The 21,068-nt window shown below is 61.2% G+C and carries 19 protein-coding genes and 1 tRNA gene; 6 read left to right on the top strand and 14 right to left on the bottom strand.

The features are described from left to right. From F1542_RS11495 to mnmE, 10 genes are all read right to left on the bottom strand, one after another. A partial coding sequence (locus F1542_RS11495; protein ID WP_193733153.1) for a DNA translocase FtsK 4TM domain-containing protein occupies nucleotides 1-525 on the bottom strand: 525 nt, incomplete at its 3' end. Between the two features lie 157 nt (nucleotides 526-682). Beyond that, on the bottom strand, nucleotides 683-1,258 hold the full coding sequence (rsmD, locus tag F1542_RS11490) for a 16S rRNA (guanine(966)-N(2))-methyltransferase RsmD (RefSeq protein WP_193733152.1): 576 nt from the start codon (nucleotides 1,256-1,258) through the stop codon (nucleotides 683-685). After that, nucleotides 1,258-2,034 carry a pseudouridine synthase gene (locus F1542_RS11485; RefSeq protein WP_193733151.1) on the bottom strand — a complete coding sequence of 259 codons (777 nt, stop codon included), beginning with the start codon at nucleotides 2,032-2,034 and terminating at the stop codon, nucleotides 1,258-1,260. Before F1542_RS11485 ends, rsmD begins: the two co-directional genes overlap by 1 nt. Then, on the bottom strand, nucleotides 2,031-2,771 hold the full coding sequence (locus tag F1542_RS11480; RefSeq protein WP_193733150.1) for a gamma-glutamyl-gamma-aminobutyrate hydrolase family protein: 741 nt from the start codon (nucleotides 2,769-2,771) through the stop codon (nucleotides 2,031-2,033). Before F1542_RS11480 ends, F1542_RS11485 begins: the two co-directional genes overlap by 4 nt. 306 nt (nucleotides 2,772-3,077) lie before the next feature. Further along, a tRNA-Lys gene (locus F1542_RS11475) sits at nucleotides 3,078-3,153 on the bottom strand. Nucleotides 3,154-3,236: 83 nt separating this feature from the next. Beyond that, nucleotides 3,237-4,136, bottom strand: coding sequence for a ParB/RepB/Spo0J family partition protein (locus tag F1542_RS11470; RefSeq protein ID WP_193733149.1), 900 nt, complete (start codon nucleotides 4,134-4,136; stop codon nucleotides 3,237-3,239). Continuing rightward, nucleotides 4,133-4,960 (bottom strand): ParA family protein, encoded by an 828-nt coding sequence (locus F1542_RS11465; protein ID WP_193733148.1) that lies wholly within the window; start codon nucleotides 4,958-4,960, stop codon nucleotides 4,133-4,135. The genes F1542_RS11470 and F1542_RS11465 overlap by 4 nt, the downstream gene beginning before the upstream one ends. Next, entirely contained in the window at nucleotides 4,953-5,561 is a 609-nt protein-coding gene (rsmG, locus tag F1542_RS11460; RefSeq protein ID WP_193733147.1) for a 16S rRNA (guanine(527)-N(7))-methyltransferase RsmG, read from the bottom strand. Before rsmG ends, F1542_RS11465 begins: the two co-directional genes overlap by 8 nt. After that, nucleotides 5,558-7,429, bottom strand: a complete 1,872-nt coding sequence (gene mnmG / locus F1542_RS11455) for a tRNA uridine-5-carboxymethylaminomethyl(34) synthesis enzyme MnmG (protein ID WP_193733146.1) — start codon at nucleotides 7,427-7,429, stop codon at nucleotides 5,558-5,560. The genes rsmG and mnmG overlap by 4 nt, the downstream gene beginning before the upstream one ends. Nucleotides 7,430-7,442: 13 nt before the next feature. After that, nucleotides 7,443-8,777, bottom strand: a complete 1,335-nt coding sequence (gene mnmE / locus F1542_RS11450) for a tRNA uridine-5-carboxymethylaminomethyl(34) synthesis GTPase MnmE (protein WP_193733145.1) — start codon at nucleotides 8,775-8,777, stop codon at nucleotides 7,443-7,445. Between the two features lie 73 nt (nucleotides 8,778-8,850). Here mnmE and F1542_RS11445 point away from each other — a divergent pair, with 73 nt between their 5' ends. Then, a complete protein-coding gene (locus F1542_RS11445) occupies nucleotides 8,851-9,306 on the top strand; it encodes a methylated-DNA--[protein]-cysteine S-methyltransferase (protein WP_193733165.1) in 456 nt (151 codons plus the stop codon). A 24-nt stretch (nucleotides 9,307-9,330) separates the two neighbouring features. Further along, complete coding sequence (locus F1542_RS11440; protein ID WP_193733144.1) at nucleotides 9,331-10,302, top strand: quinone oxidoreductase; 972 nt, start codon at nucleotides 9,331-9,333, stop codon at nucleotides 10,300-10,302. A 164-nt stretch (nucleotides 10,303-10,466) separates the two neighbouring features. Here the strand turns inward: F1542_RS11440 and rho are convergent, their stop codons facing one another. From rho to F1542_RS11425, 3 genes are all read right to left on the bottom strand, one after another. Next, nucleotides 10,467-11,777 carry a transcription termination factor Rho gene (gene rho, locus F1542_RS11435; protein WP_193733143.1) on the bottom strand — a complete coding sequence of 437 codons (1,311 nt, stop codon included), beginning with the start codon at nucleotides 11,775-11,777 and terminating at the stop codon, nucleotides 10,467-10,469. A 376-nt stretch (nucleotides 11,778-12,153) separates the two neighbouring features. Beyond that, entirely contained in the window at nucleotides 12,154-13,467 is a 1,314-nt protein-coding gene (locus tag F1542_RS11430; protein WP_193733142.1) for an outer membrane beta-barrel protein, read from the bottom strand. Between the two features lie 174 nt (nucleotides 13,468-13,641). Further along, nucleotides 13,642-14,607: a magnesium transporter CorA family protein gene (locus tag F1542_RS11425; protein WP_193733141.1), complete on the bottom strand. Its 966-nt coding sequence runs from the start codon at nucleotides 14,605-14,607 to the stop codon at nucleotides 13,642-13,644. 197 nt (nucleotides 14,608-14,804) lie between these two features. Between F1542_RS11425 and trpB the strand changes: the two genes are divergently transcribed. The 4 genes from trpB (at nucleotide 14,805) to F1542_RS11405 (ending at nucleotide 19,298) form a co-directional block, all read left to right on the top strand. After that, nucleotides 14,805-16,034 (top strand): tryptophan synthase subunit beta, encoded by a 1,230-nt coding sequence (gene trpB / locus F1542_RS11420; protein ID WP_193733140.1) that lies wholly within the window; start codon nucleotides 14,805-14,807, stop codon nucleotides 16,032-16,034. After that, a complete protein-coding gene (trpA, locus tag F1542_RS11415; protein ID WP_193733139.1) occupies nucleotides 16,031-16,867 on the top strand; it encodes a tryptophan synthase subunit alpha in 837 nt (278 codons plus the stop codon). The genes trpB and trpA overlap by 4 nt, the downstream gene beginning before the upstream one ends. A 217-nt stretch (nucleotides 16,868-17,084) precedes the next feature. Continuing rightward, nucleotides 17,085-17,954, top strand: coding sequence for an acetyl-CoA carboxylase, carboxyltransferase subunit beta (accD, locus tag F1542_RS11410; protein ID WP_193733138.1), 870 nt, complete (start codon nucleotides 17,085-17,087; stop codon nucleotides 17,952-17,954). A 21-nt stretch (nucleotides 17,955-17,975) separates the two neighbouring features. Then, nucleotides 17,976-19,298 carry a folylpolyglutamate synthase/dihydrofolate synthase family protein gene (locus F1542_RS11405; RefSeq protein WP_193733137.1) on the top strand — a complete coding sequence of 441 codons (1,323 nt, stop codon included), beginning with the start codon at nucleotides 17,976-17,978 and terminating at the stop codon, nucleotides 19,296-19,298. A 330-nt stretch (nucleotides 19,299-19,628) separates the two neighbouring features. Here F1542_RS11405 and F1542_RS11400 read toward each other — a convergent pair whose 3' ends face one another. Beyond that, nucleotides 19,629-21,044, bottom strand: a complete 1,416-nt coding sequence (locus F1542_RS11400; protein ID WP_193733136.1) for a sugar porter family MFS transporter — start codon at nucleotides 21,042-21,044, stop codon at nucleotides 19,629-19,631. Nucleotides 21,045-21,068 lie beyond the last annotated feature (24 nt).

Genomic DNA, 21,068 nt, shown 5'->3' with positions numbered 1-21,068 from the left:
GACAACAAGCGGTCCCCCCCGCCCGACGAAAACGGTGGCAGCCTGAATGGACATATGCGCCACCGACAGGCCGACCGCACCACCCGGCCCGGCCTGCGTTGGCCATAGCGGAGCCTGAAGCGCGGGCAGCAGCAATGGCACGGCCGCAATGTCCGCCGCGATGACCGGCAGCGCGCAGACCAGTGCAATGATACGCAGCAGGGCCGATGCCAGCCCATGGTGCCGGATCAGCCGCCACCCCCATGCCAGCAGGCAGAAAATAGCCAGGACATCCACGATCCCGAAATTCTGGAGCATGAAATCAGCCATGTACGCGCCCGGCCGGCCCAGCAGGTTGTCAGGCGGCTGCGCGCTGGATGTATTGGCCGACGGATCGCGTGGATCATAGCTCCACAAGGCAATGGCAAGACACAGCGCCAGACTCCACAACCCCAGTCCTCCCGCTTCGGTCAACCGGTCGCGCAGGCGCGACCGCACCGGGCCAGAGGACAGCGAGTCAGGGACAAAACGGCTGAAAATCGCCAAAAATCCATATCCTGATCATAGGCCCCGGCATGGGCATGCCAACAGGGACCAAACGCACAAGGGAAATGACCATTGCACTTCATTTCCGTCAAACGACACCACTATAACCCCGTCCACACCATAGACAGAAGGCCGCTGGCAAAAATACGGCAATCAATTATGCCGCGTCGTCCGCCCCGTGTCGCCATGCATACAGGCACGCGGCCCCATGCCTGCGTTCAAGCAGAAGCCGGTCAGCGGCAACCGGGGCGGATTCCGCCGCCGCCGTTTCAACCACCACCAGGGTTGCGGGATGCAGCCAGCCGCCACGTTCCAGCACCACCAGCGCGCGGGTGGGCAGATCCTGGTTATACGGGGGATCCAGAAAAACCAGATCCACCGGGCCGGATGCGCCACGCACTGGCAGGCGCAGCATATCCATCGCACGGATCATGACGCGATCGCCCATGCCGCAGACCGTGACATTTTCACGCAAGGCCCGCAGGGCGGCGCGGTTCTGTTCGATAAACACGGCACTGGCGGCACCGCGCGACAGGGCTTCCAGCCCCAGCGCCCCTGTGCCGGCGAATCCGTCCAGAACGCGCGCGCCACGCAAAAAGTCTATCCCCGCCCATGGCGCATGGGCGAGCGTGTCAAACAATGCCTGCCGCACACGGTCCGCCGTGGGGCGCGTGGTCTGCCCCGGCGGCGCATGCAGGGTGCGGCCGCGACAGTCACCCGCGATGATACGCATTACGCCCTGCGCTGCGACTTGGCGGCAGGCAGGCCGGGTACCTGTTCACGGATGACCTTGCCGGTCACTTCCTCCAGTTCACCACGCTGCAGCGTGCCAAGCTGGAACGGACCGTATGACGTGCGGATCAGGCGGCTGACATGCAGGTTCAGTCCCCGCATGACCTTGCGGACCTCGCGGTTCTTGCCTTCACGCAGGGAAACGGTCAGCCATGCATTGTCCCCCTTGGCGGAATCCAGCTGTGCCTCGATCGGGCCATAGCGCACGCCCTCGAATTCACTGCCATGAGCGAGCGAGGCCAGCATCCGTTCATCCACCACCCCGAACACCCGTACGCGGTAACGACGTATCCAGCCATTGCTGGGCAGTTCCAGCCTGCGGGCCAGTTCGCCATCATTGGTCAGCAGCAGCAGGCCCTCGCTGTTCAGGTCAAGCCGCCCCACGCTTATGACACGCGGCAGTCCCGGCGGCAGGGAATCGAACACGGTCGGGCGGTCTTCGGGATCGCGATGGGTTGTCACCAGACCATCGGGCTTGTGGTACCGCCACAGCCGCGTGCGGTCGGGCGCGCTGACCACATTGTTGTCCACCTGAACGATATCGCCCCCGTCCACGAACGTGGCCGGATGGGTGACGACCGCGCTGTTCAGCCTGACCCGGCCTTCGGCAATCATGCGTTCCGCATCGCGCCTGCTGGCAACGCCAGACCGGGCCAGCCATTTGGCAATACGGTCACCCCGTTCCTGGTTAGATGGGGGGGAATGGTCCTGTGTCATGTTCGTGTCTGCCTCGCCGCGTCGATCAACCCTTCGAACAGGAGACGGTCCCCTGCCGATATGCCAAATTCCGGATGCCACTGCACCCCGATGCAAAATGGATGGCCGGGCAGTTCAATGGCCTCGACAACCCCATCAGGCGCTGTAGCACAGATTACCGCCCGTCCTGCATCCCCTACTGCCTGATGGTGGGACGAATTCACCGCCAGCCGGTCCCGACCCACCAGCCGCGCCAGATGCGTACCGGCGACCACATCCACCCCGTGCCCGGGTTCATCACGCGGATTGGGCTGCTCATGCGCAAGGGCTGCGGGATAGGTATCGGGAATGTGCTGTACCAGTCGTCCCCCCAGCACGACAGCCAGAAGCTGCATGCCGCCACATATGCCCAGAACAGGAATGCCACGCATCATGGCGGCATGGATCAGGGCCGTTTCCGCTGCCGTACGCCGGGGCTTGGTCTGCACGCTGGCATGCTGGCCGAATGCGCCATATTGATCCGGGGGCACATCAAACGCACCGCCGGTCACCACCAGGGCATCCAGTCGCGCAACCATGGCTGCCGCCTGCGGCACGTCATGGCCCAGAGCGACCGGCAGCCCGCCGCAGGCCGCGATCATGTCCATGTAATTCTGGCGGATCGCATACCATGGAAAACGGGAATATCCGGCCCTGTCATCCGTTGCGGGCGGTTCACTGTCCAGTGTGACCCCGATCAGGGGAGGATGGGATGTCATCCTGCCTGCCATGGAAACTGTTTCAGAAGTCTGCTCACGCAATATCCTGCAGATCAGTAAGAAAATTTTTGGTGAAGCTTTTTCCAAAAAGCTTCAGGAAGTGCCCCCTTAAAAAATAGAGACACCCGAAACTTTCATTACTTTTTATCAAGGGGTTCTTTTGCAACAGTCCTTAACGGAAGATCCGGCCAAAAGAAATGGCAATGCGACTACGTGCCATTGTCCCATGCCCCACCGGAACCAGAATACAAAAAATCCCCACCGGCGATGCCGTGATGGGGATTTCTGTGATCCTGTTAAACCCTATGGTGGGCGCACAAGGGCTCGAACCTTGGACCCGCTGATTAAGAGTCAGCTGCTCTACCAACTGAGCTATGCGCCCACAGGGTTACCCGCTTGGGTGAGAGGGCTTCTAGCAGCCACCCCATTGTCTGGCAAGAGGAATTTTTGACTTTTTTGAAATTCCTACTGCTGCAGCAGTCGCAGCAGGCCATCAAACTGTTCCAGCGAACGGTAATCAATGCGAATGCTGCCGCCCTTCCCGTCAAAGGCGATCTGCACCTTCAGCCCCAGTCTGGTGGCAAGGTCGCGTTCCAGTGCAGCAATTTCAGGATTGCGCGCGATCTTTTCCGCCTTGTCACGCGCGGCAGTTGTCTTGCGTTCCTGCTGCTTGGCCAGAGCTTCCGTCTGGCGGACATTCAGCCCCTGCGCCAGAACGATTTTCAGTGCCGCAACGGGGTCGCCATGTGCCAGCAGGGCACGGGCATGCCCCGCCGACAGACTTTGATGACGCACCGCATCACGCACTGGTGGCGGCAACTGCAACAGGCGCACCATGTTGGCGACATGCGGACGGGACTTGCCAATCGCACTGGCCAGTTCATCCTGGGTCAGGTCGTAATCGTCCAGCAGGCGCTGCAGACCCTCGGCTTCCTCAATGGCGTTGAGGTCGGCACGCTGGAGGTTTTCCACCAACGCCGCCGCCATGGCGTCCCCATCATCCAGCGGGCGGATATGAACGGGCACATCATGCAGGCCCGCAATCTGCGCGGCACGCCAGCGGCGTTCCCCCGCAATGATCTGATAGACCCCCTTACGTCCCGGATGCGGCCGCACAAGGATGGGCTGCAGGATGCCACGCACGCGAATGGAACTGGCCAGTTCATCCAGCGCGCCGGGTTCCATCTGCTGGCGTGGCTGGAAAGGGCTGGGTTCCATGACATCAATCGGCAGGCTGGAAATGGCTTCGGGCGTCTTGCGTGCTTCAACCGCCGGTGCGGCAGGCAGCATGTTGACCTGCTCACCCAGCAGGGCAGCCAGTCCGCGACCGAGACGGGGGCGACCGGCATCCTTCTTGGTTTTCATAAGCTGGCTTTCCCTTTCCGTACTGCATGCAGTCCCAGACGGTCCGTGACTTCGGTGGCAAGCGCCTGATAGGCCAGACTGCCGGACGAACGCTGGTCGTAATTCATCACCGGCTGTCCATGGCTCTGCGCCTCGGAAATCCGGATATTACGGGGAATGAGGGTTTCCATCACCCTGTCCCCAAAGAAGCTGCGGGCATCATCCGCCACCAATTCCGATAGGTTGTTACGCCGATCGTACATGGTCAGCACAATGCCATCGAGCTTCAGTACGGGATTGAGTGACTGCCGCACACTGTTGACGGTCCGTACCAGCTGGCTGATGCCTTCCAGCGCGAAGAATTCACATTGCAACGGCACGATAACGGATTGTGCCGCCACAAGGGCGTTGAGGGTCAGCAGGCCCAGACTGGGGGGGCAGTCGATCAGGATGACATCATATTCCGCCCCGACCTGCGCCAGCGCATCACGCAGCCGGTATTCACGCCGGTCGGACATGACCAGTTCCAGTTCCGCCCCTGCCAGTTCCGTATCCGCCGCAATCAGCGACAGGCCAGGCACGGCGCTGGGCTGCACCACGGCGGCGGCCCGTTCGCCGTCTTCCAGCATGGCGTACGTGCCGCTGCGGCGGGCATCATACCCTACACCCAGTCCGGTCGAGGCATTACCCTGCGGGTCCATATCGACAAGCAGGACCTTCAGTCCCGATGTCGCCAGAGCCGCCGCCAGATTGATGGCCGTGGTTGTCTTGCCCACACCGCCCTTCTGGTTGGCCAGCGCAATAATGCGGGGGGAAGATGCAAGCCCGCTTCCCGTATCATTCATTGTTGTAGTCTCTGACACGCCTGATATCGCTCAATTCTAGAATCACACCATCCGCATTTGTACGGCTTGGAATCCGGGTTGCCGCCATACGCCAGTCGGCGCTGGCTGTTGTCAGTTCATCTTCTGCATTCCTTCCTTTCAGAAACAGGCAGAAGCCATCTGGCCGCAGGAAGCGCGTCCCCCATTCCAGCAGGCGCGACAGGGGTGCGAGCGCGCGCGCCGTCACGACCTGTGCGGGGGGCACGTCAGCAACCTCCAACCGCTGCGCACAGACACGGACCTGCACCCCCGCCACCCGTGCAGCCTCACGCAGGAAGGCGGCCTTGCGCTGGTCCGATTCGATCAGTGTCACCTGCGCATCCGTGGCGCAGGCAATAACCAGGCCGGGGAAACCGCCGCCGGACCCCATATCCACCAGACTTATGGGGCCGGATGGAATCAACCGCGCCAGTTGCAGGCTATCAGCAATATGACGCGACCATAAATGCGGCAGATCATGGGGCGAGACAAGATTGATCCGCTGGTTCCACCGCAACAGGATATCGGCATAGCGTTCCAGCCTGTCACGTGTTTCACGTGAAACATCGGGCGCGTCCGTCATACTGCGACCTGCCTTTGCCGCACATGCGCCAGCAGGGCAACCAGCGCCGATGGCGTAATGCCGGGAATACGCTGTGCCGCGCCAAACGTTACAGGCCGGACGCGCGACAGCCGTTCCTGCATTTCCGTGCTCAGACCACCAACCCGGGCATAATCCAGATCCACAGGCAGGGTCATGCGCCCTTCGCTGGCAAGCTGGCGAATTTCACGATCCTGCCGGGAAATGTAGCCGCTATAGCGGGCCTCGGTCGCCAGATGCTGGGCCACACGGGGCGGCAGGTCCGCAAACCATGGCGCGATCCGGGCAAGCGTTTCGGGCGATGCATCCGTAGCCAGCACATCCACAAGCGTGCGCGCGCGCCCATCAGCCGAAACATTCACCCCGGCCCTGCGCAGGATGTCCGGGTTATAGGTTTCATTGCGGGCACGCTCGGTGGCGGCTTCGATCGCGGCACAGTCCATACGGTATCGCTGTGCACGCGCCGTCCCTACGCAGCCCCATTCCAGTCCACGTGGGGTCAGCCGCAGGTCGGCATTATCGGCCCGCAGGGTCAGGCGGTACTCGGCGCGGGACGTAAACATGCGATAGGGTTCGGATACACCCTGCGTGGTCAGGTCATCGATCATCACGCCGATATAGGCATTTCCACGGTCCAGTGTGACACCTTCCTGCCCCGCAGCACAGCGGGCGGCATTGACACCGGCCAGCAGGCCCTGCGCCCCGGCTTCCTCATACCCGGTCGTGCCGTTGATCTGACCGGCAAGGAACAGGCCGGGCATGTTTTTCAGTCCCAGCGTGGGCGCCAGTTCGCGCGGGTCTACGTAATCATATTCCACCGCGTAACCGGGCCTGACGATCCGGCAATGTTCCAGGCCCGGGATGCTGCGCAGCATTTCCACCTGCACGTTTTCAGGCAGGCTGGTGGAAATACCATTGGGATAGACCAGTTCCCCATCGGGCGTGCCGGGCAGGCCTTCGGGTTCAAGGAATATCTGATGGGACTCACGCTGCGCAAACCGTACGACCTTATCCTCGATCGACGGGCAGTAACGTGGCCCCCGTCCCGAGATCGCCCCGCCGTACAGGGCGGAAAGCTGAAGGTTTTCACGTATGATCTCATGCGTGCGCGGTGTGGTAGCCGTGATGCGACATGACACCATGGGGTTGGTAATGGTGTCCGTCATGCGGCTGAAGGGTTCTGGCACGGCGTCGCCCCGGTCTTCCGCCAGAATGTTCCAGTCGATGCTGTCGCGCGCGATGCGGGCGGGTGTGCCGGTCTTCAGGCGCCCCATGCGCAGCCCCAGTGCGGCCAGACGTTCGCCCAGCGCATTCGCGGGCCGGTCCCCTACCCTTCCGGCCGGCTGGCTGTCATGCCCGACATGGATTGTCCCCCGCAGGAACGTGCCCGTCGCCAGAACCACTGCACCACAGACGAAGGTACGACCATCTTCACAGACAACGCCCTCGACCCGGCCCTGTCCATCGACCAGCAGGTCCCCCGCCGCGCCTTCGACAATATCCAGTCCTTCGGTCTGTGCCAGCAGATCCTGTATGGCCTGACGATAGAGTGAGCGGTCCGCCTGCGCGCGCGGACCATGCACGGCTGGCCCCTTGGAACGGTTCAGCAGCTTGAAATGAATCCCGGCCCGATCGGCCGCAACCCCCATCAGACCGTCAAGCGCGTCAATTTCACGCACAAGGTGCCCCTTGCCGATCCCGCCAATGGCCGGATTGCAGGACATGATGCCGATGGTCTCAAGACGGTGCGTCAACAGCATCGTCCGCGCGCCCGTACGCGCGGCGGCAGATGCCGCTTCGCACCCCGCATGACCGCCACCCACGACAATCACATCATATACGCGACTCATCCCCGCACTTCCCCTATTTGCCAATGCAGAACTGGCCAAACACCGTATCCAGCAGGGCTTCCACATCCACCGCCCCCGTCAGCCGCCCAAGGGCGCGCATGGCCAGGCGCATTTCCTCTCCGCGCATTTCAGGCCATGCCATCATCTGTGCCCGCCCGATATAATGGACCGTTTCCTCTATCGCGGCACGATGCCGGGCGCGGGTAAACGGTGCGCTGGCCCGATCGGCAGTCAGGGCACGCGCCCTGTCGGCCAGAACATCCCTTAGCACATCCATGCCCGCCCCCGTGAGCACGCTGATCCCTATTACGCCATCAGGCGCGGGTGACAGGTCGGTCTTGTTGCATACCAGTACACCATTCCCTTCCAATCGGGATGGTGGAGGATTACCTGCAAATACATGCACTACGCAATCCGCCTGTTTCACGTGAAACAATGAACGTCGCACGCCTTCGGCTTCAATCTCGTCATCGGTTTCACGCAGGCCCGCGGTATCAACCAGCGTGACCGGCACATCCCCCATCACAACCCGGATTTCAATCGCATCACGCGTCGTGCCTGCACGGGTGGACACAATGGCGGCATCCCGCCCCGCCAGCGCATTCAGCAGGCTGGATTTGCCAACATTCGGTTCCCCCACAATGGCAAAAACCAGTCCACGCCGCAGACGCTCGGCCCCTTCACCAGTTGCCAGATAATCCTGCATGGTCGCGTGCAGTACCCGCAGGCCATTCACCAGTTCCTGCTCCACTTCCGGGGGCAGTTCCTCATCAGGGAAGTCGATCAATGCTTCCTGATGCGCCAGCAGCACGCGCAGCCTGTCGGCCCATTGCTGGTACAGGCGGCTCTGTGCCCCATCGACCTGTGCCAGCGCCTGTCGCCGCTGGGCCTCGGTCTCGGCGTCGATCAGATCGGCAATCCCTTCCGCCTGCATGAGGTCAAGACGCCCGTGCATAAACGCGCGGCGACTGAACTCCCCCGGTTCGGCAGGGCGTGCGCCCAGTGCCACCAGCGTATCGGCCACGGCATTGATGACCGCTGGCCCCGCATGCAGGTGCAGTTCTGCGCTATCTTCGCCCGTATAACTTTCTGGCCCCGGAAACCACAGCACCAGTGCACGATCCAGCAGGATGGGCGCATCCCCATCCCGTCGCCACAGCCCCCGCAGCGAGGCCCGGCGTGGCGCGGGCAGACGACCGCACAGGCTTTCCACAATCCTGCCGGTACCCGTACCGCTTAACCGCATGACGGCAATGGCGGCGCGGGACAGGCCGCTGGCGAGCGCGAAAATGACGGGGGGATGACGATCACTTTCCTGCACAAACATCTCCATGGTGGCCATCATCATTTTGTCAGTTCCGGGAACGGCGTTATCGTTCACCTCTTTGTCCTGATCAAGGTGACTCATGCCACAACTTTCAATGCATTCGCCACTCGCACCCCTGACCGTCTCCGCCGAAGATGGAAAGATCGTGGCGCTGGACTGGGGCTGGGGCCGCGATCAGGAGGAAACGCCGCTACTGCTGGAATCCCGTGCCTGGCTGGACGCCTATTTTGATGGGGAGGCCACACTGTGCCGCCTGCCCCTTGCCCCGTATGGCACACCCGAGCAGCTACGCGCATGGCAGTTCATGCAGACCATTCCCGTAGGCCAGCAGGTTTCGTGGCGGGAAGCGGCCCGCCTGGCCAATGTTTCAACTGACACCATCATCAGTGCCTGTTCGGAAAATCCCATTCCCATTCTGATCCCCTGCCACCGCATCGATTTTACTGACTGTCCCCAATACGATCCCGAAACCTATCCCGGTGATGAAGGGGCGCGCGACCGGCAGTTCCTGCGTGACCTGGAAACCCTCTCCGCATCACCGCTGCCATAAACCCACCAACAGGGATTACAGGACATGAATACCGTCATCCGCATCCATGAATATGGGGGACCTGACGTCCTCCGCACCGAAACGCTTCCGGTTCCCACCCCGGCGGCAGGCGAAGTGGTGCTGCGGCAGGAAGCCATCGGGGTCAATTTCATTGATACCTATTTCCGCACCGGACTGTACAAATTCCCTACCCTACCCGCCGTGCTAGGTATGGAAGGGGCTGGAACCGTAACCGCCATCGGTCCCGGCGTGGACACGATTCAGCCCGGCATGCGCGTGGCCTATGTCACGACACCGGGTGGCTATGCCACGTTCCGCACCATTGCAGCCGACAGGCTGGTGGTATTGCCCGATGACATCTCCGCCACGACCGCTGCCGCCATCATGCTGCGTGGCCTGAGTACGCATATGCTGCTGCGCGAGGTCCATCGCGTCCAGCCCGGCGAGGACATTCTGGTCTATGCCGCCGCCGGCGGCGTGGGGCTGTTGATGTGCCAGTGGGCACGTCATCTGGGCGCACGCGTCATTGGCGTCGTCTCAACGGCGGAAAAAGCGGAACTGGCGCGGGCCAACGGGGCGGCGGATGTCATCATCGGCACGGACCGGATAAAGGAACAGGTCAGCGACCTGACCAACGGGCGCATGCTGCCGGTCGTTTATGACAGCATTGGCCGCGATACCTTTGAAACCAGCCTGTCCTGCCTTGCGCCACGCGGTCTTATGGTCAGCTATGGCAATGCATCGGGCGCGGTGACGGGTGTGAATGTCGGCACGCTGGCAGCCCATGGCAGCCTTTACCTGACGCGCCCGGCCCTTACGACCTATATCGCGCAACGCCCAGCACTACTGCATGCCGCCAACGAACTGTTTGAACTGGTAAGGCAGGATATCATCAAGCCGCGTATCGGTCAGTCCTTCCCCCTGACCGCGGCGGCACAGGCGCATATCGCCCTTGAATCACGCAAGACCACCGGCAGCACGATCCTGATCCCCTGAGATAAAGCCCGAATAACAGAAGTTTTCGGGTGTCGCCTTTTTTCAAAAAGACAGCGTCTTCTGAAGCTTTCTGAAAAAAGCTTCTCCAAAAACTTCTCCTTTCAAAAACAAAAAACCCCGGCTTTGCAGCCGGGGTTTTTTTAATCCGTCACGAAACAACCCGGTCAGGTATTCATCGCGTCGAAGAAGTCGTGGTTGGTCTTGCTGTATTTCAGCTTGTCCAACAGGAAGTCCATCGCATCCATGGTACCCATCGGGGCAAGGATACGGCGCAGGACCCACATCTTGGCCAGATCGGCCCGATCGACCAGCAGTTCTTCCTTACGCGTGCCGCTCTTGGTGATGTCGATGGCGGGGAACGTACGCTTGTCAGCCAGCTTGCGGTCAAGGATCAGTTCGGAGTTGCCCGTGCCCTTGAACTCTTCAAAGATGACTTCATCCATACGGCTGCCGGTATCGATCAGCGCGGTCGCGATGATGGTCAACGAACCGCCTTCCTCGATATTACGGGCCGCACCGAAAAAGCGCTTGGGACGCTGCAGCGCATTGGCGTCCACACCACCGGTCAGCACCTTGCCCGATGAGGGCACGACAGTGTTGTAGGCACGGGCCAGACGCGTAATGGAATCCAGCAGGATCACGACATCGCGCTTGTGCTCGACCAGGCGCTTGGCCTTTTCCAGCACCATTTCGGTGACCTGCACATGACGGGTCGCGGGTTCGTCAAAGGTGGAGGACACGACCTCACCCCGCACGGAACGCGCCATGTCCGTCACTTCTTCCGGCCGCTCGTCAATCAGCAGCACGATCAGGAACACTTCGGGATGATTTGCGGAAATGGAGGACGCGATGCTCTGCAGCATCACGGTCTTGCCGGTACGCGGCGGGGCGACGATCAGCGCGCGCTGGCCCATGCCGATGGGCGAGACAAGGTCGATTACACGGGACGTGAAATCACGGTTCGGGGTCTTGCCCTTCCCCTTTCCATTGGCGGGCGGCTCCGCAGTGCCCCCCACAGCCGAATTCTCGACTTCCATCTTCAGGCGGCGTTCAGGGTAGAGCGGCGTCAGGTTATCGAAGTTGATCCGCTGGCGCACGGCCTCGGGCGGTTCGAAATTGATCGCGTTGACCTTCAGCAGGGCGAAATACCGCTCCCCGTCGCGCGGGGCGCGGATCTGACCCTCGACCGTATCACCGGTGCGCAGGCCGAAGCGGCGGACCTGACTGGGGGAGATATAGATGTCATCGGGGCCCGGCAGGTAATTGGCTTCCGGTGAGCGGAGGAAGCCAAATCCGTCAGACAGAATTTCAAGCGTACCGTCCCCATAGATGGCCTGATCATTGTCAGCCAGCGTCTTGAGGATCGTGAACATCAACTCCTGCTTGCGAAGAGAAGATGCGTTTTCAATGTTCAGACTTTCAGCATAAGCCAGAAGGTCTGCTGGGGATTTGGCCTTGAGTTCGGCGAGTTGCATGCAGGATATGCCTATAAGTGGGCAGTTCACGAAAGGAAAGAGAAGCCAGCAATCAGTGTGAGAAGGCGCGCCGATAAGGGGCCTCTGACCATATTCTGATGAAACGGTTTGATGCAGCTTAACTGAGAGGTGGGAATCCCGGGGCCGCCATGAAATGGCATGCTCTGGAATGCGCAGACCATATGCCTTTAATCACGTGGCGTCAAGCATACGCACGCCCCTATGCCACGGAATCCCGGCATCATCGCGATGATTATACTGTCATCGCCCCTGTAACGCGCCATGATGTCAAAATATTCGCATGCCCCCTACCGGGGCTGACCGCGTCTGCACTGATGGATGCATGCGTTCACGATGCTGCCTGAAGGCTGCGTGTTCAGAACCCGATGACCGCATCCCCACCAAAGGTGAACATGCCATTGTTGCGTCCGCCATTGAACGGCATGGTGCCATTCAGCGCCCGGTCAAACCGTATTTCGGGGCGCAGCATGAAAACCCCGACATGATGGCCAAGCTGGGGACGGTAACTGACACCCAGCGTCATTTCGCCATATGTCGTGCCATGGCTGGAGGCCGATGGCCCGGGCACGACCGCCCCCCCCGTTCCGGCCAGTGCCTCCATGTAGGAATTGTTCCCGCGGAAGGTCGCAACCATGGCGTTGTTGTTGTCGCGGTATATTTCGCCACGGTAATTGAAGGTCAGGTCGCGGTTGATGCGGTAGCTGAGGAAGCTTACGAAACTTTCCGCATCCACCCCCGCGAACTGCCCGCGCGCGCCGATGCCACGCGTGCCCTCGTCATGCAGGTAATTGAATTCCGCCGTCAGGCTCAACCGGTCATTCACCTGATAATAGGCACTGATATCATTCCAGAACCGCTGGGTATGATCGGCTTCATAATGGCCAATGGCGCGCCACGAATTTTCCGGCCCGACACGGCTCAGTTCCACAATACGCAGTTTGCCATGCGCAAGGTTATTCAGGTTGAAACCGAAATATCCGGCTGGCGCGCTGTTGTTGTCCGCATGCCCGAATGATGTCTGGTTGCCGGTATCAATGCCGAATGTCACATCCACCATGGGCGTCACATGCCAGTTGAACATCGCGCCCACATGTTCAAACGGCACGGAATATTCGGATGTATAGGCCAGCGTGTAAAAGGGCCGGGATGTCGGATCCAGTCCTTCCACCCCCATCGGGGCCTGCAGGATCCCCGCCTGCATGTCCAGCCCGCCATGCGTCAGCCACGGCAGGTGGACATCCATGTGCGCCTGCGCGGGGATCAGCTGGTAGCGTGCGTTCCATTCCCGGTCACTGATGCCCAGGACCTGATAATAGCGTGCGTCCGACCCGTACATGCCCTCCAGCGTAAAACCGACCTGGTATGTGTTCCGGTGCGGATCGATCGCCTTGTTCAGCGTGAATTCGGCCTGGTTCAACTGGACCTGATTGGCATGATCGGCAAGGAAGTCGCCATAGTTGTAACCGGGCTGGGGACGTGCGGGATTGGCCATGATCCCGCCGTCGACCTGCGCACTCAGGGTAATGTCACCCAGCCACCGGGCAAGGCCCGTGTTGCCGTCATGCCGCAGGCTGGAAAAGACATGAACCTGCGCATGCGCCACGGTGGGCAGTCCACCCAGCAGCCCGGTGAGGACCACAAAACATCCCAGCGTACGGTTCGGTTTCATGATGGTCTTTATTCCTCCCCGGCATCGGCATACCCGGGCAGGCACCGATTATCCGCGCGCGCTCCGGCATTCATGAATTTTCTTTTATTTTGTTTCCCTCATCATTGAAACCTAAATCATTGAAATGATTCGATAATATAATAATCATGAAGACGATATGTCAGGAAATGATGACTATTTCCCCAGCCACCCACGCCGCCAGAACCAGATCAGCGGCAACACCACCGTGGCTGCCATCAGGGCAAGGGAATACCAGTAACCGTATTTCCAGTTCAGTTCGGGTATATCATGGAAGTTCATGCCATAGATGCCCGCTACCAGCGTGGGAGCCACGCCAATAAAGCTGACCACGGTCAGTATCTTCATGCCATTATTCTGTTCGATGCTGATAAATCCAAGCGTCGCATCAAGCAGGAACTGCACCTTGTTGGCCGTCTGGGATACGAAGTCGTTCAGTGAACGGATATCGCGCCCTACCGTGGCCAGCCGCGACTGCAGCCGTTCAGACAGGTCATGGCGCTTGTTTTCCCCCAAGAAGATGGAAATCCGTTCCAGCCCCAGCAGGCTGTCGCGCACGGATGAACTCAGGTCACCCGACCGGCCAACCCGGCGCAGCATGTTGCGCAGCAGGGCGCCCGCCTGCGCCTGGCTTGGCTCCTCGGACTGGAATACATCCTTGGACATGCCATCAAGCGCCTGTCCCAGATGTTCCAGGATATCGGCCAGCCGGTCCACGATGGCTTCCAGCAGCATGATCCCCGCCTCGTTGGCGGCCAGGGGTTCAGCCTGTCCCGCCACGTCCCGCGCAACCACGTCAAACGCGCTGAACCCGGTATAACGGATGGTCAGGAGCCGACCGGGCATGAGTACGAAACCCACGGGGGATACGAAAAAGTCATCCGGCGTCTTGCGCACCAGTGGCGTGGAAAGATAGACGCCAGTCCCTTCGGTAAAGAGGCGTGATGAACTTTCGATCTCATCCAGCTGCGCGCGGGTGGGCACACGCAGGCCCGTTACCTCGGCGGCAAGGGCCTCCTCCTCCTCGGTGGGACTGAGCAGGTCCAGCCAAGCCGCACCTGTTGCATCCTCCGCAGTCGTAACGGTCCGGGCCGGCGCACCGGGACGATGGGCTAGAAACATGGGCGGTCTTTCTGTGGTTCGGGTCGTTGTTCATCCATCATGCGACAGCAAACATGTCAAATCATGACATGCCCCACGATATGGCAGGGGGCTGGTATTTTACCGCCATCCGGTCCAGAATCGCCTGATACGCGGCCCGGGACGGCTGCATGATGATACCATTGAGCCACGCACCTATTTCTTGCGGAGTAGCGAAGTTGAGCGCAACAGACACACAGGCAGGCGCCAACAGCCTGCGCAGCGGGCCGGACGGTCGCGGCCGTTTTGGAATTTTTGGCGGCCGTTTTGTCGCCGAAACCCTGATGCCGCTCCTGCTGGAGCTGGACGGCGCGTACAAGGCGGCGCAGGCGGACCCCGAATTCCGGCGGGAACTGGATTATTACCTCAAGGATTATGTCGGTCGTCCCAGTCCGCTGTGGTTCGCGCGCCGCATGACCGAACAGCTTGGCGGCGCGAAAATCTACATGAAGCGCGAGGAGCTGAACCACACCGGTTCCCACAAGCTCAACAACGTCATGGGGCAGATCCTTCTGGCCCGCCGCATGGGCCGCACCCGCATCGTGGCTGAAACCGGCGCGGGCCAGCATGGCGTGGCCACCGCGACCGTGTGCGCGCTGTTCGGCATGAAATGCGCGATCTACATGGGTGCCACCGATGTCGAGCGCCAGAAGCCCAACGTGTTCCGCATGCGGCTGCTGGGTGCCGAAGTCGTGCCCGTTACCGCAGGTGCCGGCACGCTGAAGGACGCGATGAACGAAGCCATGCGCGACTGGGTGACCAACGTGCATGACACCTATTTCCTTGTCGGCACGGTGGCGGGGCCGCATCCCTATCCGCAGATGGTGCGTGATTTCCAGTCCATCATCGGCGTGGAAACCAAGGAACAGATCATGGCCGCCGAAGGTCGCCTGCCTGATACGATCGTGGCCGCGATCGGTGGCGGGTCGAATGCCATGGGCATCTTCCATCCCTTCCTTGATGACCCCGAAGTCCGGCTGATCGGTGTCGAGGCCGCGGGCTGCGGGCTGGACAGCGGACGCACCGCCGCCTCCATCGAACGCGGCAAGCCCGGCGTGCTGCACGGCAACCGCACCTATCTTCTGCAGGATGAAGACGGGCAGATCACCGAAGCCCATTCCATCAGCGCCGGTCTGGACTATCCCGGCGTTGGTCCCGAACATTCATGGCTCAGTGACATCGGGCGCGCCGAATATGTGGGGGCAACCGATGAGGAGGCGCTAGACGCCTTCCAGCTGTGCACCCGGACCGAGGGTATCATCCCCGCACTGGAAAGTGCCCACGCCATTGCCTACGCCGCGAAGATCGCGCCCGAGATGGGCAGGGACAAGATCATTGTCATCAACATTTCCGGCCGGGGGGACAAGGATATCTTCACCGTCGCCGAACATCTGGGAGTGAAACTGTGAGCCGCATCGCCCGCCGCTTCGCCACCCTGCGCCAGCAGGGCCGTGGCGCCCTGATCCCCTATGTCGAGGCCTGCGACCCGGATTACGACACGTCGCTTGCCATCCTGCGCGGCATGCCCGGTGCGGGTGCGGACCTGATCGAGGTAGGGGTGCCCTTCTCCGACCCGTCAGCCGATGGCCCGACCATCCAGAAGGCCGCGCTGCGCGGGCTGAGGGGTGGTTCTTCCATGAAGCGCGTGCTGGAAATGGTCGCGGCCTTCCGCGCAGGCGATGACGAAACCCCGATCATCCTGATGGGCTATACCAACCCCATCGAGGCCTATGGCCCCGAACGTTTCTGCGTGGATGCGAAAGCCGTGGGCGTGGACGGCCTGATCGTCGTGGACATGCCGCCGGAGGAAGCCGACCTGCTGGCTGGGCCTGCGGCTGCGGCCGGTCTGGACATCATCCGCCTTGTCGCCCCCACCACGCCGGACGACCGGCTGCCGGTGGTGTTCAATGGCGCGTCGGGCTTTGTCTATTATGTCAGCATCACCGGGGTGACGGGCACGCGCACCGCCAGTACCGATGAACTGGCCCATGCCCTGCCCCGCCTGCGCCGTGCCACCGACCTGCCCATCGCCATCGGCTTTGGCATCCGCACGCCCGAACTGGCCGCAAACGCCGTGCGCGCGGCTGACGCTGCCGTCGTAGCCTCCGCCCTGCTCAACACGCTTGAGGGCACGCTGGATCCGGATGGTCGGGCGACAGCCCGCACCGTACCTGCGGTACTGGAACAGCTACGCGGGCTGGCGGATGCGGTGCATGCTGTAAGCAAAACGGGTTCAAAATAATACATTGATGAAAAACAGAAGTTTTTGGGCGCCGTCTTTTTTCAGAAAGATGGCGCCTTCTGAAGCTTTTTGAAAAAAGCTTCACCAGAAACTTTCTTATGGTTTGCAGGGTGTTTTACGGATGGCTTTCCGCGACACCCCCTGCAATGACAATCTGGCCCAATCGTTCATCTGCCTGTATGGAACAGGCCTCCAGAAAGCTTAAGGGAGAGGCAACATGAGCTGGCTGACCGAATATGTCCGTCCCAAGATCCGCGGCCTGCTCAAGCGGGAAGTGCCGGACAACCTGTGGACCAACTGCGAATCGTGCGAGCAGATGATCCTGACCAAGGACCTGCGCAAGGCGATGAATGTGTGCCCGCATTGCGGCTACCACATGCGCGCCACCGTGCCCGAACGGCTGGAATGGACGTTTGACAACGGGGAATATACCCGCATCGAATTGCCCAAGGTGCCGGTTGACCCCCTCTCCTTCCGTGACCGCAAACGCTACACGGACCGGCTGAAGGATGAACGCGCCAAATCCCAGCTTGATGAATCCATGGCCGTGGCCCATGGGCAGATCGGCGGACATAACGCGGTTGTCGCCGTCATGGCGTTCGAATTCATCGCGGGCACGATGGGTGCGGCACTGGGTGAGGCCTTTCTGGCTGCCGCCCGCCTTGCCATCCTGCAGCAGTCGCCGCTGATCGTCTTTACCGCATCCGGTGGCGCACGCATGCAGGAAGGCATGATCAGCCTCATGCAGATGCCGCGCACCACCGTGGGGGTACAGATGCTCAAGGAAGCGGGGCTGCCCTATTTCGTCGTGCTGACCAACCCGACCACGGGGGGCGTTTCCGCATCCTTCGCCATGCTGGGTGATGTGCAGATTGCCGAACCCAATGCCCTGATCGGCTTTGCCGGGCAGCGCGTGATCGAGGACACGGTGCGCGAAAAGCTGCCCGAAGGTTTCCAGCGTGCGGAATACCTGCTGGAACACGGCATGCTGGACATGGTGGTCAAACGCGGCAACCTGCCTGCAACCCTTGGGCAGCTGATCGGGCAGCTCAACTACCGCCACATCGCGCCGCGACCCGCGGCCTGACCCCGAACAAGGGCGCACCCCATGAATGCTCCCGCGCTCGGGCCGGAATTCGTCGGCCGGACAGGGCAGATACTTGAACGGCTGAACCGTCTGTATCCGGCCCTGATCGACCTGTCGCTGGCCCGGCTGGAAACGCTGCTGGCGCGCCTTGGCCACCCCGAACGCCACCTGCCACCTGTCGTGCATGTGGCAGGCACGAACGGGAAAGGCAGCACCTGCGCCCTGATGCGCGCCATAGCCGAAGCGGCGGGATGGCGGGTGCATGTGCTGACATCGCCGCATCTGGTGCATGTGACCGAACGCTTCCGCATTGCGGGCAAGATCGTGACGGAACGCGAACTGGCAGGCGTTCTGGAAGAAATCGAACAGGTCAATGCGGGCGCGCCCATTACGGTGTTCGAAGTCCTGACGGCGGCAGGTTTCATGCTGTGCGCGCGCCACCCCGCCGACCTTGCGATTGTCGAGGTCGGGCTGGGCGGACGTCATGACGCCACCAATGTGCTTGAACGTCCGGCAGCATGTGCGATCACAGCCATCTCGATGGATCACGAGGCCTTCCTTGGCAATACGCTGGGGGCCATCGCGACCGAGAAGGCAGGCATCATCAAACCGGGTATTCCCGTCACCACCGGCCGCCAGCCAGCCGAAGTCATGGACGTACTCATGCGCACGGCCCACACGCACGGCAGCCCCCTGTGGCGGCGTGACCATGAATGGTCCATTGCCCCCGCGCCAGATGGCGGCAGCCTGCGTTACCATGACCGTCATGGTGCGCTGGACCTGCCCCTGCCCGGCCTGCGGGGTGCCCACCAGATCGACAATGCCGGTCTTGCCATCGCTACCCTGCGCGCCAGTGGCCTGCCCCTGCCACAACAGGCATGGGCGGGGATTGCACAGGCCCGCTGGCCCGCACGGATGCAGCGCCTGTCCGGCGATCTGGCAAGCCTGCTGCCTTTGGACTGGGAATTATGGCTTGATGGCGGCCACAATCCCGGTGCGGGCGAAGTGCTGGCACAGGTGATGGAAGAATGGACGGACCGTCCCACGCATTTGATCATAGGCATGAAGCAGACCAAGGACGCCACCGGCTTCCTGTTGCCCCTGCTGCCACGTGCGGCCTCCATTCAGGCCGTGGCGGAAAAGGACCAGCATCTGGCGCAGCCTGTGGCGGACATTATCGCGGCGGCTGGTGGCCGGGCCATGGCTGGTCCCACCCTGCATGCCGCCCTGACGCATCTGGCAGCCACAGCGGAGCCGGATGCCCCACCCGCCCGCGTCATCATATGTGGCAGCCTGTATCTGGCCGGTGTTGCCCTGCAACTTGATGGCTGGCAGCCCGACTGACGGACCAGCCCCTGCAGACGCAGCCCCTCCGCAATAGAAACCGTGTTGAAAAGGGTATCTGCCTGCGGGTTGATGCCAGACGGACCGGTCACGAAAACTGCACCAGAATATAAAAGAAGTTTTTGGTGAAGCTTTTTTCAAAAAGCTTCGAAGAACGTCGTCTTTTTGAAAAAAGGGGGGCATCCAAAGACTTTTATTCCGAAATCATTTCCACTTATCCAGTACCACAGGCCGCTGTGCCGGGACGGACAGACAATAAAAAACGGGTGCAGCCATGAAGGCTGCACCCATGCACCATATCGACCACGGTACAGATGCCATCCGGCCTGCTTACTTGCTGTCAGGCAGCAGCCTGCCCTGCCCGATTTCACGCAGCGGCAGGCCCGCCATAAGACGCTGCTCGATCTTTTCCAGGGACATGTCACGTGTCTCCGGGATGAAGCGCCACGTCACCAGCACGAAAAACAGGTTGAATACGGCAAACAGCCAGAAGGTCGGCCCATTCCCCATCCATTGCAGCAGCGACAGGAAGCTTGCCCCCACGATCATGTTGGCGATCCAGTTGGTCAGCGTGGAGATGGAAATACCCAGGTCACGCCCCTGAAGCGGCTGAACCTCCGAACACAGCACCCAGATCAGGGGACCGGCGGACATGGCAAAGCCGGAAATATAGATCAGCAGCATGAAGACCGAGATGATCTGTTCCGTCTGCCCCAGATTGTGCCGGTTCAGCATGAAACCAAGGCAGCCCATGCCCACGGCCATGATGATGAAGCCGGTATACAGGATGGGCTTGCGCCCCCAGCGGTCCACCAGGCCAATGGCGATAAAGGTGGCCAGCATGTTCACCAGCCCCACCATGGCGGTGCACCACAGCTGCGCAGGCCCGACGTAACCGGCCAGCGCGAAGATCTTGGGGGCGTAGTACATCACCACATTCACACCCGCGAGCTGCTGCATGACCTGCAGCGTCATGCCCAGGAAGATGGAGCGGCGGAAATTACGGTTGTTGCGCAGCAGGCTCCAGCCGCGCTGCTTCTGCTGAAGCTGGCGGCTGATATTCTGGATTTCCTGCATGGCGGCGCTACGGTCGTCACGCAAATCCACCAGTACTTCCAGCGCTTCCTTACGCCGGCCACGCATCATGAGCCAGCGCGGGCTGTAAGGCAGGAACAGCACACCGATCAGGAACAGCACGCCCGGCACGGCGGCAATGGCGAACATGCCGCGCCAGTTACCGGAATAACTGAACATGGTATTGCTGAGGAACGCGATGAAAATACCCGCCGTGATCATGAGCTGATACGTCGAGATCATGGCGCCACGCGCCTGCTCACTGGCGATTTCGGACAGGTACAGGGGGGCCGTGAATGCCGCCACCCCGATCGCCAGCCCCATGATCAGTCGCCCCACGATCATGGTCGGGATCGACCATGCCAGCGCGCAGGCCAGTGACCCCACCACAAACACCGCAGCCCCCACCAGCAATGCATGCTTGCGCCCGATCTGGTGCGACATCCAGCCACCGCACAGGGACCCTACGGCCGCGCCACCCATCATGGCGCTGACAATCCATTCCTGCTGCATCGTGCTGGCATGGAATGTCTGGGCCAACAGGTCCAGCGCACCGGATATGACCCCGATATCCAGCCCGGCCATAAGGCCGGCAAGCGCCGCAAGGCAGCCAATGATGAGATTACGCAGACGCGCCGTGTCGAATCCGGTCGCTGCGGGCTGATTTTCCATGAAAGCCGGTCCTTTGATATTGTT

The sequence above is a fragment of the Komagataeibacter sp. FXV3 genome (genome assembly GCF_015155755.1).
Taxonomy (GTDB): Bacteria; Pseudomonadota; Alphaproteobacteria; order Acetobacterales; family Acetobacteraceae; genus Komagataeibacter.
This window is presented reverse-complemented; position numbering and strand designations above follow the sequence as displayed.